The following is a 14,907-nucleotide window of genomic DNA, read 5'->3' on the forward strand; positions in this document are numbered from 1 at the left end:
GTCGCAGGCAAGGCGGCTTGACAGGACAAAGCTAAATATTGACCCACGGCAACGAAAAGGATGACACTTTGCAGCGTAAGTTCCGGTCCCGGACGGTCCTGTCCGATCGGGACCGGGTGAAGCCTCAGCGCAGGAGGCTGCTGTGAAAGACCGTCCTCCGTATCTGTTCGCCACCGCTGTCCGCCGGCCCGCGTCCGCACACGTGGCGGTAACCAGCGACGTCGGCACGGCCGTGACCGAACTGGCCGTCCACGGCCGCTGGGAAAGGCGGATGGCCGCGGAGCTCTCCACGGCCATCCGGAAATGCCACGCCGAGCAACCCCGGGCCGTGATCGTCAACCTGCACGATCTGGGCGATCCGCTCGGCGACAGCATGCCGCTGTGGCTGACCGAGCGCCGGGTCGCCATGCGGCTGCGCCCGGCGGTGCTGTTGGCGCTCAGCCTGCCGACCACCGCCCCGTTGCACCGGCGACTGCGACGGGTAGGCGCCTATCGCTACCTGCCGATGTACGCGTCCATGCCGGAGGCGCATGCGGCTCTGGCCGACCAGTCGCCCCGGCTTGACCTGATGCAGGTCTCACTCCCACCGGAGTTGACCGCGGCGCGCACTGCCCGTGACCTGGTCGAGCAGGCCTGCGTGAGCTGGGGTCTCACCCGCGTCCTGCATCCGGCCCGGCTGGTCGTCTCGGAGCTGACGGCCAACGCGGTCACCCACGCCCGCACCGACCTGACGGTCACGGTATCCCGCCGCGGCAGCGGCCTTCATGTATCCGTCAGCGACGGCGACCCGCAGCTGCCCCAGCTGGATCCGCCGGAGAGCACCCGGGCGGAACACGGTCGCGGCCTCTACCTGGTGCACAAATGCGCGGCCGCGTGGGGCTCCATGCCGACCTGCACCGGCAAGGTTGTCTGGGCGACGCTCTATCACCGCTCCCGGCTCTGAAAGCAGGAGTCGACCAGGCTGTCCGGCACCTCGGCGAGCGTGGCCGGTTGCCAGCGGGGACGCCGGTCCTTGTCGATGATCTGCGCGCGGATGCCCTCGGCCAGGTCCGGCAGCCGGAGCAGGGCCGCCGACAGCCGATACTCCTGCGCCAGCGCGGCCTGCAGGTCCGGCAGCGCGGCGGCCGTGCGCACCGAACGCAGACTGACGGCCAGCGAGGTGGGCGACTTGCCTTCGATTTCCTTGGCCGCTGCCTGGGCCGCCGGATCACCGTGTGCGGTCAGCCGTTCGACGATCGTCGCGACGCTGTCCGCCGCGTAACACTCGTCGATCCACGCGCGGGCGGTATCGAAATCGCCGCCGGGCGGGTCCGTCGCCAACGCCGCGACCGCCGCCGCTGCCTCGGTGTGCACGAGTGAGTCAGTCAGCGCGGCAAGCCGGTCGTGCGACACGAAGTGGTCGGCCAGCCCGGCGGTGATCGCGTCGGCCGGCCCGATCGTCGTGCCGGTCAACGCCAGGTGGGTGCCGAGTTGCCCAGGCGCGTGCGCCAGCAGCCACGATCCGCCCACGTCGGGGTGAAACCCGATGCCGACCTCCGGCATCGCGAGCCGCGAGCGGTCGGTGACCACGCGCACGCCCGCGTGCGCGGAAACCCCGATCCCGCCGCCCATCACCAGGCCGTCCATCCAGGCCACGACCGGTTTCGGGTACGCCGCCAGCTGCGCGTTCAGCCGATACTCGTCGGCCCAGAAGTCCAGCGAACCGGTGCCGCCCGACACCGCGTCGGCGTGCATGGCCCGCAGGTCGCCGCCGGCGCACAGGCCGCGCTCACCCGCTCCGGTGATCAGCACGGTCCGGACCTGCGCGTCATCCGCCCATTCGGTGAGCGTGCGCCGCAGGATGCCGACCATCTCGGCGGTCAGCGCATTGATGGCCCGCGGGCGATTCAGCACGAGGTGCCCGAGCCGGCCGGTGATCCGCGCGAGCACCGGGGAATCGGTCATGGTCATGCGTCTCCTCGCCGTCCGGTCCGCCCCAACCAGTTGATGTTGTCACATCCCGGGGGCGCTCCCGCCGCCACGCATTTACCATCCCGTCATGACGGTGCCGTCAGAGAAGCTTCGCCTTGCCGCAGACTTCCCCGCTGCCACACATGAGCAGTGGCGCAAGCTTGCCCTCGGAGTCCTGCGCAAGGCCGGGCGTGCCGATGAGGACACTCCGGCCGAAGCCGCCGAGGATCTGCTGGCTGACCAGGGCTTCGACGTCACCTTGGCGCCGCTGTACACGGCTGACGACCCCACCCCGTTCCCCGGGCCACCCGGGCTGTTCCCGTTCACGCGAGGCGCGCAGGCGGCCGGCGCGGTGCCGGCGGGCTGGGATCTGCGGCAGCGGCACGCGAACCCGAGCCCGACGCTGACCAACGAAGCCGTCCGGGCCGACCTGGAGAACGGCGTCACCTCGTTGTGGCTGGTGCTCGGCGCCGCCGGCCTCCCGGTGACGGGCCTCGCGACCGCGCTGGACGGCGTCTACCTGGACCTCGCCGCCGTGGTGCTGGACGCGGGCGCGGCTGCGGTGGATGCCGTGCCGGCCTGGTTTGCGCTGGTGGCCGACCGTAAGGTGCCCGTCGACCAGGTCCGCGGCAACCTGGGCGTCGACCCCCTGGGCTATCGGGCCCGCACCGGACAGCACGGGGAGTGGCCCCTCGCAGAATGGGCTGACCGCTGTGTCAGCGAGTTCCCCGGCCTGCGCGCGATGACCGTCGACGCGACCAGTTACCACGACGCGGGCGGCTCCGACGCGCAGGAGCTGGGCTGTGCACTGGCTACCGGCGTGGCGTACCTGCGGGAGCTCACCGCCGCCGGACTGAGCATCCCCGCCGCCCTGGGCCAGCTCGAGTTCCGATATGCGGCCACCGCCGACCAGTTCGCCACGATCGCCAAGCTGCGCGCCGCCCGCCGGCTCTGGGCCCGGGTCGCCGAGGTCAGCGGGGCTCCCGAGGCAGGCGCCCAGCGGCAGCACGCGGTGACGTCCACAGCGATGATGACCGCCCGTGACCCCTGGGTGAACATGCTGCGGACCACCCTCGCCTGTTTCGGCGCGGGCGTCGGCGGCGCGGGTGCAGTTACCGTGCAGCCGTTCGACCACCGCCTGGGGCTGCCGGACGGCTTCGCCCGGCGGATCGCCCGCAACACTCAGTCGCTGCTGCTGGACGAGTCCTCGGTCGGCCGGGTCGCCGACCCCGCTGGCGGGTCCTGGTATGTCGAGCGGGTCACTGAGGACCTGGCCCAGGCTGCCTGGGCCTGGTTCACCGAGATCGAGCGGGCGGGCGGGATGGCTGCGGCGCTGGACAGCGGTCTGATCGCCGACCGGCTCGCCGCCACCTGGGAACGCCGCGCCGACGACCTGGCCCACCGGCGTACCCCGCTGACCGGCGTCAGCGAGTTCCCGAACCTGGAGGAACGCCTGCCGGTCCGCGAGCCGCAGCCCGAGGTCCCGAGCGGTGGCCTGCCCCAGCACCGGTACGCCGAACAGTATGAAACCCTGCGGGACCGCGCCGATGCCCATGAGGCCGCGAACGGCACCCGGCCGACGGTGTTCCTGGCTACGCTGGGCCCGCCCGCGGTGCACAACGCCCGCGCCGGATTCGCCGCGAACCTTTTCGCCGCCGGTGGGATCGCGTCCGTGCGGCCTGCGGTCGGCGCCGACGACCCGGCCCGCCTGGCTGCCGAGTTCGCCGCCAGCGGCGCTCAGGTCGCCTGTCTGTGCTCGTCGGACAAGACGTACGCGGCATCGGCCGCAGCGGTTGCGGCAGCGCTGACCGAGGCCGGTGCCCGCCGGGTCTGGCTGGCCGGGCGCGGGGAGTACGACGGTGTGGACGGCTACGTCTTCGCTGGCTGCGACGCCGTTGGCGTGCTGGAGACCACATTGACCGACCTGGGGGTGGCGTCGTGATTCCCGACTTCAGCGGCGTCGAGCTCGGCGCCCCACCGGCCGGGCCCGACCTCGGGCAGTGGCGCGAAGCGGTCCGCACGGAGACCGGGGGCGACCCGGAAGCGCTGAACTGGACCACCCCAGAAGGCATCGTGGTGCCGCCGCTCTACACGGCGGCGGACCTGTCCGGCCTGGACTTCCTCGGCACCTACCCGGGTGTGGCGCCCTATCTGCGTGGGCCGTACCCGACCATGTACACCACCCAGCCGTGGACGATCCGCCAGTACGCGGGCTTCTCCACCGCCGACGCGTCGAATGCCTTCTACCGGCGCAACCTGGCCGCCGGGCAGAAGGGCCTGTCGGTCGCGTTCGACCTGCCGACCCACCGTGGCTACGACTCCGACCACCCCCGGGTCGGCGGCGACGTGGGCATGGCCGGAGTGGCGATCGACTCCATCTACGACATGCGGCGGCTCTTCGACGGCATCCCGCTGGACAAGATGAGCGTGTCGATGACCATGAACGGCGCCGTGCTGCCGATCCTGGCGCTCTACATCGTCGCGGCCGAGGAGCAGGGGGTGGCGCCGGAACAGCTCGCCGGGACCATCCAGAACGACATTCTCAAAGAGTTCATGGTCCGCAACACCTACATCTACCCGCCGCAGCCGTCGATGCAGATCATCTCCGACATCTTCTCGTTCACCTCGGCGAAGATGCCGAAGTTCAACTCCATCTCGATCTCCGGCTACCACATCCAGGAAGCCGGTGCCACCGCCGATCTCGAACTGGCGTACACCCTGGCGGACGGCGTGGAATATCTGCGCGCGGGTCGCGCCGCCGGGCTGGACATCGACGCGTTCGCGCCGCGGTTGTCGTTCTTCTGGGCCATCGGCATGAACTTCTTCATGGAGGTCGCCAAGCTGCGCGCCGCCCGGCTGCTCTGGGCCCGGCTGGTGCGCGACTTCGAGCCCAAGAACCCCAAATCGCTGAGCCTGCGCGCGCACTCGCAGACCTCCGGCTGGTCGCTGACCGCCCAAGACGTCTTCAACAACGTGGTCCGCACCTGCGTGGAGGCGATGGCCGCCACCCAGGGCCACACCCAGTCGCTGCACACGAACGCCCTCGACGAGGCCCTCGCACTGCCGACCGACTTCTCGGCTCGCATCGCCCGCAACACCCAGCTGGTCCTGCAGCAGGAGTCCGGCACCACCCGGATGATCGACCCGTGGGGAGGCAGCGCCTATGTGGAGCGACTGACCCACGACCTGGCCGCCCGCGCCTGGCAGCACATCACCGAAGTCGAGGCCGCCGGCGGCATGGCCCGTGCCATCGACGAGGGCATCCCCAAACTGCGCGTCGAAGAGGCCGCGGCCCGCACCCAGGCCCGCATCGACTCCGGCCGCCAGCCGGTCATCGGCGTCAACAAATACCGGCCCGACGCCGACGAGCCGATCGACGTGCTCAAGGTCGACAACCGGGCCGTCCGTGCCCAGCAGATCGACCGGCTGCGGCAACTGCGCGCCGACCGCGACGAAGCCGACTGTACGGCCAAACTGGACGCCCTCACCCGCGCGGCGGGCGCCGCGCTCGACGGCACCCGGGGCCCCGGCCTCGACGGCAACCTGCTGGCGTTGGCCGTGGACGCCGCCCGCGCCAAGGCCACCGTCGGGGAGATCTCCGACGCCCTCGAGAAGGTGTACGGCCGACACTCCGCGCAGATCCGTACCATCTCCGGGGTCTACCGGAAGGAAGCGGGAGCGGTGTCCTCGATCGAGAAGGTCCGCACGGCCACCGCGGAGTTCGGCGTCGCCGAGGGCCGCCAGCCCCGCATCCTGGTCGCCAAGATGGGCCAGGACGGGCACGACCGCGGCCAGAAGGTGATCGCCACCGCGTTCGCCGACCTCGGCTTCGACGTCGACGTCGGCCCGCTGTTCCAGACCCCGGGCGAGGTTGCCCGGCAGGCGGTCGAGGCGGACGTCCACATCGTCGGCGTCTCCAGCCTGGCCGCCGGGCACCTCACCCTGGTGCCCGACCTGCGCGACGAACTGGCCGCGCTGGGCCGCGACGACATCATGATCATCGTCGGCGGGGTGATCCCGCCCCAGGACTTCGACGCACTGCGCGCAGCCGGTGCGGCGGCCATCTTCCCGCCGGGCACGGTCATCGCTGACGCCGCGCTGGACCTGCTCGGCCAGCTGTCCCGGCAACTCGGCCACGCCTGAGCCGCGGCCGATGGCGACCTTCGACGTCCAGACGTGCGCCGACGGCGTACGCGCGGGTGCCCGGGCCTGGATCGCCCGGGCCATCACGCTGGTCGAGTCCACCCGGCCCGACCACCGCGCGGCGGCCCAACGCCTGCTGACCGAGTTGACCCCGCACGCGGGCGGCGCCCGCCGGGTCGGCATCACCGGCGTTCCCGGTGCGGGCAAGTCCACCTTCATCGACGCGCTGGGCAGCCGTCTCACCGCCGAGGGGCACAAGGTTGCCGTCCTCGCCGTCGACCCGTCCTCCACCCGCTCCGGTGGCAGCATCCTCGGCGACAAGACCCGGATGGCCCGGCTCGCCGTCGACGACCACGCCTTCATCCGCCCGTCGCCCACCGCCGGCACCCTGGGCGGTGTCGCGAAAGCCACCCGGGAGGCGATCGTGGTGGTCGAGGCGGCCGGCTACGACGTGGTCCTGGTCGAGACCGTGGGAGTGGGCCAGTCCGAGACCACGGTTGCCGAGATGGTCGACTCGTTCCTGCTGCTCACGCTCGCCCGTACCGGCGACCAGTTGCAGGGCATCAAGAAGGGCGTCCTGGAACTCGCCGACGTCATCGCCGTCAACAAAGCAGACGGCCCGCACGAGGCGGACGCCCGCCGCGCCGCCCGCGACCTCGCCGGGGCGCTGCGCCTGCTGCACGTCCAGGAGGACGGCTGGCAGCCGCCGGTGGTCACCTGCAGTGCCCTCGAAGAAACCAACCTCGACGAGGTCTGGCGCCAGATCTGCCACCACCAGGACACCCTCGCCGCCTCCGGGGCGCTTGCCGAGCGCCGCCGGCGTCAGCAGATCGGCTGGGTCTGGTCGATGGTCCGGGCCGAACTGCTCGACCGCCTGCGGACCGACCCGGCCGTGCGAGCCCTCGCCCCCGACGTGGAACGCGCGGTCGCGGACGGCACCCTCACCCCGGCCCTCGGCGCCGAACGCCTCCTTGCCGGCTTCACCTGGCCCGCCGGCGATTCGTAGTGCGGTAGTTGCACTTCCAGCTGCTCCGAAGGGCGGCACCTGGACCTGGACGACGGAGCATCGGCACACTTCGCCAGTGTCGGGCGCTCGACCGGCGCCCAGCCCGTGCTGATGTTCATCCAGGTGAGCGACCGGACACCGGGCAAGAACAGCATCCACCTGGGCCTGCACACGCCGGACGCGCCGGCCGCCGTCGCCCGGGGCGACGGCCCTGGGCGCAAAGCCGGTCGCCGACTTCGCCGAGTACGGCGCGGTGTGGACCACCCTGACCGATCCCGAAGGCAACCTCTTCGACATCGGCGCCGGCAGTTGAGCATGACCACTACGGCACGAGCCAGGTGTTGCCTACCCGAGTAACGCCGAGCCAACGCTGAGCCAATGCCGGGTTGGCAGGGTTGCCTCCGTCAGCAACAAAGGAGGTGGCATGGCATTGCGAGATACGGATGCAGCCCTGCGGTTCCGCATTCTCGGCCGCGTGACGGCGACCCGCGGCCCGGAACGGCTGCACTGCGGCGGGCCGAAGCAGCGGGCACTGCTGGCGGTGCTGCTGCTCAACGCGAACCGTCCCGTGTCGATGAGTCGGCTCGCCGACCTGATCTGGTGGGAAGCGGAGCCGAAGTCCGCCGCCGCGAACCTGCGAACGTACGTGGCTGGTTTGCGGCAGGCGATCGGCGGCGAGCGCATCCTCGCCCGACCCGGGGCCTATGAGATTCGCGTGCTGCCTGGCGAGTTCGACGCGCACGATTTCGCCGAGCTGGTGGCGCGCGGCCGGGCGGCGCTTGCCGCGGGGTCGCTCGACTTGGGGGTGGATGCGCTCGGGCGTGCGCTGGCGCTGTGGGACGGGCGGGCGGGCGAGGACGTGCCGCGGGCGTTCGCCTTGGACAACCTGTTCACGATCCTGGACGAGGAACGCCTAGCCGTCTTCGAGGACTGGGCCTCCGCGCTGATCGCTGTGGGACAGACGGCATTGGCGGTGCCTGCCCTGCGCCGGTTCCTTTCCGAGCATCCGTACCGCGAGCGGGCCTGGCGGCACCTGATGGAGGCGCGCTACCGGTGTGGTGACGCCGCCGGTGCCATCGCGACGTTCCAGCGGGTCCGCGCGGTGCTGCTGGACCAGCTGGGGCTGGAGCCGGGCGTGGAACTGGTGGAACTCCATCGAGCGATCCTCCGGCGCGACCCGCTCGTCCCGGCGGGTGCCAGGTGATCGGCCACGTCGCGACGGCCTGTCTGGTCGCGGTGGGATTGACCTTCTCCGTCGCCGCATGGAACAAGGCGCGGGGCCGGGTGCAGCGCCAGGCCGCGCTGAGTCTCGTGCAAGCAGCTACCGGGTTGACCGGTGTCCGAGCCGGGATCGCCGTCACCGCGCTGGTGGCTGTGGAAACTGCGGTGCCGGTGGCACTCGCCGTTCCCCCGTGGCGACCGGTGGGCGGATGGCTCGCCGTGGCGCTGTCCGTCGGTCTGCTGGGTGGCGTTCTGCTGCTCGCGGATCGCGATGTCCCGTGCGCCTGTTTCGGCGAACCGACGGCCATGGTGTCGGGGCTGCACGCGGTCCGCAACGCCGGGCTGGTCGCGCTAGCGATCGGTGGAGCGGTCGCGCCGCCTCTGCCCCTGACGGTGCCGACCGCCGTCGCCGGGATTCTGCTCTGCCTCTGCATCGTCCGTTTCGAAGCCCTCGGTGCGGCCGTCCGTGCCATCCGGGTAACCCCATGAAGGAGAAACTGTGTTCGTACCTGTGTTGTTGTGCGCCGTGTCGGCCTTGCTGGTGCTCAATCTCGTGCTCACCTACGGCGCTCTGCGTCGGTTGCGGGAGCACGCCCAACTGCTGAACCCGGACCAGGGCCCGGCGATCAAGGCGGCGGGGGAAACAGTCTCGGACTTTGCGGCTAGTACGGTCGATGCCGCAACCCTCACGGCCGCCGATCTGGGCGCCGGCACTCTCATCGGCTTCTTCACGCCAGGGTGCGAACCCTGTCGGGAGATGCTGCCGAAGTTTGCCCGGGTCGCCGCCGCGCACGCTGCCGGCCGGACCGGTGTGGTCGCCGTGCTGGTCGGTGACGAGGAGACGACCGCTGACGACGCTCGCATGCTGGCGTCGGTGGCCCAGGTCGTGGTGGCCTCCCGGGCCGCGCCGATCGTGGCGGCGTTCGCCGTGCAGGCCTACCCGTCCATCTGCACGATGGGCGACCGGGGCCGGATCGCCGCGCTCGGCCTGCCAGCTGCCGAGCCGGTGCACGTCGGTGCTGCCGCATGACAAGCCGTGGCGGCCGTCCCGACCTGGAGATCCGGGTGGGGACGGCCGTACTGGCCGCCTTGGTTTTCGCCCTGCGGACCACCCCCGGCAGGCTCGTCCTTCAACTGTTGCTGGCGATCGTCGCCGGGCTGGTGCCGCTGACGACCGCGCTGACCACCAAGCGGGTATTCGACGAACTTGCCGCCGGCCAACGTGCAGCGGCGCTCATCGCGGGCGCCGTCCTGGCGGGTGCTGCACTGACCGCCGCCTGCGTGCCGCTGCTTCAGCACTACGTCGGGCGGGAGATCGAGCGGCGGTTGAGCTGCCGGGCCTCCGACGAGTTGTATCGGGCCGTCACCAAGCCGGTCGGGCTGGCTCGCCTCGAGGATCCGGCGTTTCACGACCGGGTCCGGCTCGCTCGCCAGTCTGGTGGTGACACCCCGGCCGCCGTCACCGACTCTTTCCTGTCAGTGGCGCGCTGCGTGATCAGTGCGGTCGGTGTGCTTGCGGCGCTGGCGGCACTGAGTCCGCTCCTGGCCGGCGGGCTGCTCCTGGCGTGCGTACCGGTGGTCCTGTGTCATCTCGCGATGTCGAGAGGACGCGCTGCCCTGCTGTGGACGGTGAGCCCGGCAGAGCGACGGGAGATCTTCTTTGGTGGCTTGCTCGTGGATCTGCAAGCGGCCAAGGAGATCCGGCTGTTCGGGCTCGGCGACTTTCTGCGCCACCGGATGCTGGCCGATCGCCAGGTGGTGGATCGGCAATACCGGCGGATGGACCGCAAGGACCTCGTTCTCCAGGCCGCGGCGGCACTTCTGGTCGCGGTTCCGGCTGCCGCAGCCATCATGTGGGGGATCCGGTCGACCGGTACGGGGCTGTCTATGGGCGACGTCTCGCTGCTGCTCATCTCGGTGGGTGCTCTGGGCTCCATCGGCAGTGATCTGGCGTCGGGACTCGCCATGACGCATCGGCAGGCGTTGCTGTACCGGCACTACCTCGCGGTGTTGAGGGAACCGATGGCCGAAGTCGTAGCCGGGCCGGCACTGCCCACCGCAGCGTTGGCGGGCAGCGGCATTCAACTGCGGGACGTCTGGTTCCGGTACGCCGACACCGGTCCGTGGGTGCTACGGGGCGTCACGTTCACGATTCCCACGGGGCGATCGCTGGCGCTGGTCGGTGCGAACGGGGCGGGCAAGAGCACCCTCGTCAAGCTGCTCTGCCGACTCTACGAACCCACGCGCGGTGCGATCACCTGGGACGGTGTGGACATCCGTACCCTGCCGCCGGAGGAACTGCGGAACCGCATCACCGTCGTCTTCCAGGACTACATGGAGTACGACCTGTCGGCGGCCGAGAACATCGCGATCGGCAACGTCAGCGCCCTGGACGACACGCCGGGGATCCGGCGGGCTGCCCAGCAGGCCGGCGTCGACGGCGTGATCACCCGGCTGCCGCACGGCTACGACACCCTGCTCAGCCGGGTGTTCGCGGGCGACTCCGACGCCCCGGACGACGTCGGAGTGCAGCTCTCCGGCGGCCAGTGGCAGCGACTCGCCGTCGCCCGCGCAATGTTCCGCGGGGACCGGGAGCTGATGATCCTGGACGAGCCGAGCTCGGGTCTCGACCCCGCGGCGGAGCACGAGTTGCACGAGCGGCTGCGCCAGTTGCGGCACGGACGGACCAGCTTGTTGATCTCGCATCGGCTCGGCGCGGTACGGGCCGCCGACCACATCGTCGTGCTGGACCAGGGGCGGGTCGTCGAGCAGGGCGATCATGCTGGTCTCCTGGCCGCCGGTGGCCGGTACGCGCGACTGTTCCAGCTCCAGGCCAGCCCGTACCTGGCCCAGCAGCGGCAGGAGGCGCGGTGAGGGGCGTGCTGCTCTCGCTCGGTGTGGTGGCCGTGGCAGCCGGGGTGCTGCGGCGTGGCCTGGTGGTCGTCGACGTGACCGGTCGCAGCATGGAGCCCACCCTGTTCGCGGGTGACCGGGTGTTGATCCGGCGGAGGAGCAGCGCCCGGTTGCGGCGCGGCGCCCTGATCGTGTTGGAACTGCCGGACGACGACGGGAGATGGGACCGCCCGCCGTTGGGTGCTGCCGCCCTGGACGACCGGTACTACCTGGTCAAACGGGTGGTGGCGAGGGGCGGTGACCGGACGCCGCCGGATTCGGTGCCGGCATCGTCGGAGCGCGTCGTACCGCCGGGAACGCTGGTGGTCGCGGGCGACAACCGGCGGCGCAGCCTCGATTCCCGGCAGTTCGGCTTCGTCCCGGCTAACCGGGTGCTCGGAGTCGTCCTGGTCCACCTGCCGCCACGACGCCTGTGACACGTGCTCGGGGGCCTGCTCTGCGGGTCCCCGAGCCGTGCTGTCGGGCAGCTATTCGTCCAGGAGGGCGTCGAGAGCTTCCGCTTCCGCCGCGTTGCCAGCCTTCAGATAGAGGCTCCGCGCCTCGTGACGGGCGGCCCGGGCGGCGCCAGGTCGGCCGTTGAGGTCCTCGGCGGTACCGAGTGCCTTCCAGGCTCGTGCCGAACCGTACGCGGACGCGAGCCGCACCATGCGGTCGCGCCCGTCAGCCAGCAGGGCGTACGCGCGCTCGCCGTCCCCCGCGTCGTTGGCGATCTCGCCGAGGGTGATCAGCGCGTCGCCCTCGGCAAAAGCCAGTCCGACTGCTCGGCTGGCCTGCAGTCCTTCTTCGGCCGTTGTCTGGGCTCCGGCGATATTGCCGCGGCGGCGTTGCAGCGCCGCGAGGTTGTTGAGGATGCTGGCGATGTCGCCTTCGGTGCGGGCCGTGCGGGCCGCGTCGAGGGCTTGGCGGAGGTGAAGTTCCGCCGCCGCGAGGTCGTTTCGCTCCCGGTGCACGATGCCGACCGCGAGCGACAACCAGATCCGGAGCCGAAGGTAGTTGCCCTCGTCGGCCAGCCGGACACCTTCGTCCAAGTGGCTCAGCGCCGTATACAGGTCACCGCTCATCCGGTGCACCCAGCCCACGTGATGCAACAGGTTCGCCTCAGCGCGCCGGTCACCCGTGGCGCGGGCGAGACGGAGCGCCTCCTGCGCATCGGGAAGTGCCTTTGCCAGCTCGCCCAGGCGCAGATGAGCCGCGGACCGGAGGAACAGGGCGTCGACCTCGCCGAGCCGATCGCCGGTGGACCGGAACAACGCCAGGGCTTGCTCCGCTTCGGCCGCGCCCCGGTGGCAATCCCCGCCGCCGCCGAAGATCTCCAGGTGGGCGAGGTTGCGGTGCAGCACCGCCTGGCCGCGGCTGTCGCCGGCCATGCGGGCCGCTGACAGCCCGAGCTGATGCGTCTCTCGCCACTCCTGGAAGAGGCCGCGCGGTTGGAAGGCGAGCAGCGACGCCGCCGGGACCTGCCAGGCCGGCGCACTGCACGAGTCGGTGGAGGCGGCGCGTGCGGCCCAGATCACCATGGTCAGTTCGGCGTCGAACCAGGCCGCCGGATCGGGCAACAGCTCGTCGATCCACGGGTGAACCGGCGCTGCGGCGCCGGTGAGAGTGGACACGGCGGCGAGGATGCGCAGCGGCGAGCGCCGGTCGGCTTCGGTAGCGATTTCCACCAGTGCCGCCCAGACACGGGCCAGCGCGGTGTCGCGGTCGGTTTCCAGCTCCGCCTCGTACGCCTGCTCCCGGGCATAGATCCGGACCAGGTCGTGGAGCCGGTAGCGGAAGTGCGGCCCGGGTCCGGTGCCGGTCACCGAGAGCAGTTGCGCGTCGATGAGCTGATCGACCAGGCGCTCGGCGGTCGCCACCGAGGTGTCGAGCAGCGTCGCGGCGACCCAGGCGTTCCAGTCGCCACTGTCGAGCAGGCCGAGGCGGCGGAACAGCCGGGCGGCATCGGCGGGCAGGGCCTGGTAGCTCAGGTGCAGCGAGCCGCGTACGGCAAGGTCGTCGACCGCCAGTTCGTCGAGGCGACTCTGTTCGGCCTGGAGTGCCCCGGCCAGCCGAGCGAAAGTCCAATGCGGACGGCCAACCAGTCGAGCGCCGGCGATCCGGATGGCGAGCGGCAGGCGGCCGCAGAGCGCCACGACCTCCGCGGCCTCGTCGGCCCCGTCGTGGTCGGCGCCGGCAACTGCCTGCAACAAGCGGGTGCCGTCCGCCCGCGAGAGCAACCCGAGGTCTGTCCAATGGAATCCGTCCAGGGCTGCTACCCGGGAGCGGGAGGTGACAAGAGCGGCGCTGCCGCCGCCGGCGGGTAGGAGCGGGCGGATCTGTGTCGCGCTTGCCGCGTTGTCGAGCACCACGAGGACCCGGCGGTTCGCTAGCCGGGTCCGGAAGAGCGCCGCTCGTTCCTCGGTGCCGTCCGGGATGGCGGCCGCGGTCATGCCGAGCGCCCGCAGGAACGCACCCAGGACCCGTCCGGGGTCGGCCGGTTCCGGCGCGCTGCCCGCCAGGTCCACGAAGAGTTGGCCGTCCGGGAACTCGGCAGCGAGTCGGTGCCCCACCTTGACCGCGAGGGTGGTCTTGCCGATGCCGCCCATCCCCGCGATGCCGGCCAGAGCCGGGCCATTGGTGTCGGCACGGAGCCGATCGCACAGCATCTCCACTTCCTGCTGACGTGCGGTGAAGTGCGCCGGGAGCGGCGGAAGTTGCGCAGGCACGGCGTGAGCAGGGGCAGAGACGGGAGCGGAAACAACGGCAGGAGCAGGAGCAGGGACAGGAGCAGGAGCAGGAGCAGGAGCAGGAGCAGGGACAGGGACAGGGACAGGGACAGGAGCAGGAGCGGGATTCGGTGCTGGAGGTGTTGGTGTGAGCAGGTGGCGGTGCAGCTCGCGCAGGCGGATGCCGGGGTCGACGCCTAGTTCTTCGCCGAGGAGCCGGCGGGTGCGGTCGTACAGCATCAGCGCTTCGGCTTCGCGGCCGCTGCCCGCCAGCGCCGTCATGGCCTGGGCCACGAATTGTTCCTGAAGGGGATGGTCCCGGACGATCGCCAGCAGCTCCGCGCAGATTTCCCGGTGCCGACCGTGGTCGATTTCCAGGTCGAAGAGGTCTTCGTAGGCGGTCATCCGCCGGTCGTTGAGGCGCGCGGCGGCGGTGCGGACGAGGTCGCAGGAGTCGTCGTCCTCGAAGGCGGGACCCCGCCAGAGGTTCAGCGCCTGGCGCAACGTACGGCGTGTTTCGTCGAATTTCCGCGCGAGGGTGAGTGCGCCGGCGTGCTCGACGAGGCGAATGAACTCCTGGGCATCGCCTTCCCCGGGTGCCAGGCTCAGGACGTAGCCATCCGGGTCCCGGACGATCCGGTCGGCGCCGATGGCGCGGCGAACGTGGTGAATGAGGACGCGCAGGGCGCCCGCTGACCGCTGCCCTGAACCCTCCTCCCACAGTGCGGTCGCGAGGGTGTCGGCCGGAACGGCGTGATTGGCCCGGGCGAGCAGGACGCGCAGGATCGTTCGTTGCTGGGGCGGCACGATGACAATCGGCTCTCCCGTCGACCCGATGACCGATAACGGGCCGAGTACCCCAAAGTGCACGTTCTCTCCAGCGCCACCGGAACTGCGACGGCTCAAGATACCCCGCGGCCTGTAGGTGATCTGTGCCGGCATTTGTATGTGCCGTCTTTAGCGTTGGCG

11 protein-coding genes are annotated in these 14,907 nt (G+C 71.0%); 9 read left to right on the forward strand and 2 right to left on the reverse strand.

What is annotated here, in order from left to right:
• Positions 1-142: 142 nt before the first annotated feature.
• Complete coding sequence (locus ACIA1L_RS25650; RefSeq protein WP_396075463.1) at positions 143-943, forward strand: ATP-binding protein; 801 nt, start codon at positions 143-145, stop codon at positions 941-943.
• Here the strand turns inward: ACIA1L_RS25650 and ACIA1L_RS25655 are convergent.
• The gene (locus ACIA1L_RS25655) at positions 925-1,950 is read right to left on the reverse strand and encodes an enoyl-CoA hydratase/isomerase family protein (RefSeq protein ID WP_396075464.1); all 1,026 of its coding nucleotides are present in this window, start codon (positions 1,948-1,950) and stop codon (positions 925-927) included. The two genes, ACIA1L_RS25650 and ACIA1L_RS25655, sit on opposite strands and share 19 nt — an antisense overlap.
• 88 nt (positions 1,951-2,038) lie before the next feature.
• Here ACIA1L_RS25655 and ACIA1L_RS25660 point away from each other — a divergent pair, with 88 nt between their 5' ends.
• The 8 genes from ACIA1L_RS25660 to ACIA1L_RS25695 all read left to right on the forward strand — a co-directional run bounded on the left by ACIA1L_RS25660 (position 2,039) and on the right by ACIA1L_RS25695 (position 11,649).
• Positions 2,039-3,892: a methylmalonyl-CoA mutase family protein gene (locus ACIA1L_RS25660; protein WP_396075465.1), complete on the forward strand. Its 1,854-nt coding sequence runs from the start codon at positions 2,039-2,041 to the stop codon at positions 3,890-3,892.
• Entirely contained in the window at positions 3,889-6,093 is a 2,205-nt protein-coding gene (gene scpA, locus ACIA1L_RS25665; protein ID WP_396075466.1) for a methylmalonyl-CoA mutase, read from the forward strand. The genes ACIA1L_RS25660 and scpA overlap by 4 nt, the downstream gene beginning before the upstream one ends.
• Positions 6,094-6,103: 10 nt before the next feature.
• A complete protein-coding gene (gene meaB, locus ACIA1L_RS25670) occupies positions 6,104-7,099 on the forward strand; it encodes a methylmalonyl Co-A mutase-associated GTPase MeaB (RefSeq protein WP_396075467.1) in 996 nt (331 codons plus the stop codon).
• Between the two features lie 424 nt (positions 7,100-7,523).
• Entirely contained in the window at positions 7,524-8,303 is a 780-nt protein-coding gene (locus tag ACIA1L_RS25675) for a BTAD domain-containing putative transcriptional regulator (RefSeq protein WP_396075468.1), read from the forward strand.
• Complete coding sequence (locus ACIA1L_RS25680) at positions 8,300-8,809, forward strand: MauE/DoxX family redox-associated membrane protein (RefSeq protein ID WP_396075469.1); 510 nt, start codon at positions 8,300-8,302, stop codon at positions 8,807-8,809. The genes ACIA1L_RS25675 and ACIA1L_RS25680 overlap by 4 nt, the downstream gene beginning before the upstream one ends.
• Positions 8,810-8,819: 10 nt before the next feature.
• On the forward strand, positions 8,820-9,350 hold the full coding sequence (locus ACIA1L_RS25685) for a TlpA family protein disulfide reductase (RefSeq protein ID WP_396075470.1): 531 nt from the start codon (positions 8,820-8,822) through the stop codon (positions 9,348-9,350).
• The gene (locus tag ACIA1L_RS25690; RefSeq protein WP_396075471.1) at positions 9,347-11,194 is read left to right on the forward strand and encodes an ABC transporter ATP-binding protein; all 1,848 of its coding nucleotides are present in this window, start codon (positions 9,347-9,349) and stop codon (positions 11,192-11,194) included. The genes ACIA1L_RS25685 and ACIA1L_RS25690 overlap by 4 nt, the downstream gene beginning before the upstream one ends.
• Positions 11,191-11,649, forward strand: coding sequence for a S26 family signal peptidase (locus ACIA1L_RS25695; protein ID WP_396075472.1), 459 nt, complete (start codon positions 11,191-11,193; stop codon positions 11,647-11,649). Before ACIA1L_RS25690 ends, ACIA1L_RS25695 begins: the two co-directional genes overlap by 4 nt.
• 51 nt (positions 11,650-11,700) lie before the next feature.
• Here ACIA1L_RS25695 and ACIA1L_RS25700 read toward each other — a convergent pair whose 3' ends face one another.
• Complete coding sequence (locus tag ACIA1L_RS25700) at positions 11,701-14,808, reverse strand: AfsR/SARP family transcriptional regulator (RefSeq protein ID WP_396075473.1); 3,108 nt, start codon at positions 14,806-14,808, stop codon at positions 11,701-11,703.
• Positions 14,809-14,907: the final 99 nt, after the last annotated feature.

The sequence above is a fragment of the Actinoplanes sp. NPDC051859 genome, from assembly GCF_044452725.1.
Taxonomy (GTDB): domain Bacteria; phylum Actinomycetota; class Actinomycetes; order Mycobacteriales; family Micromonosporaceae; genus Actinoplanes.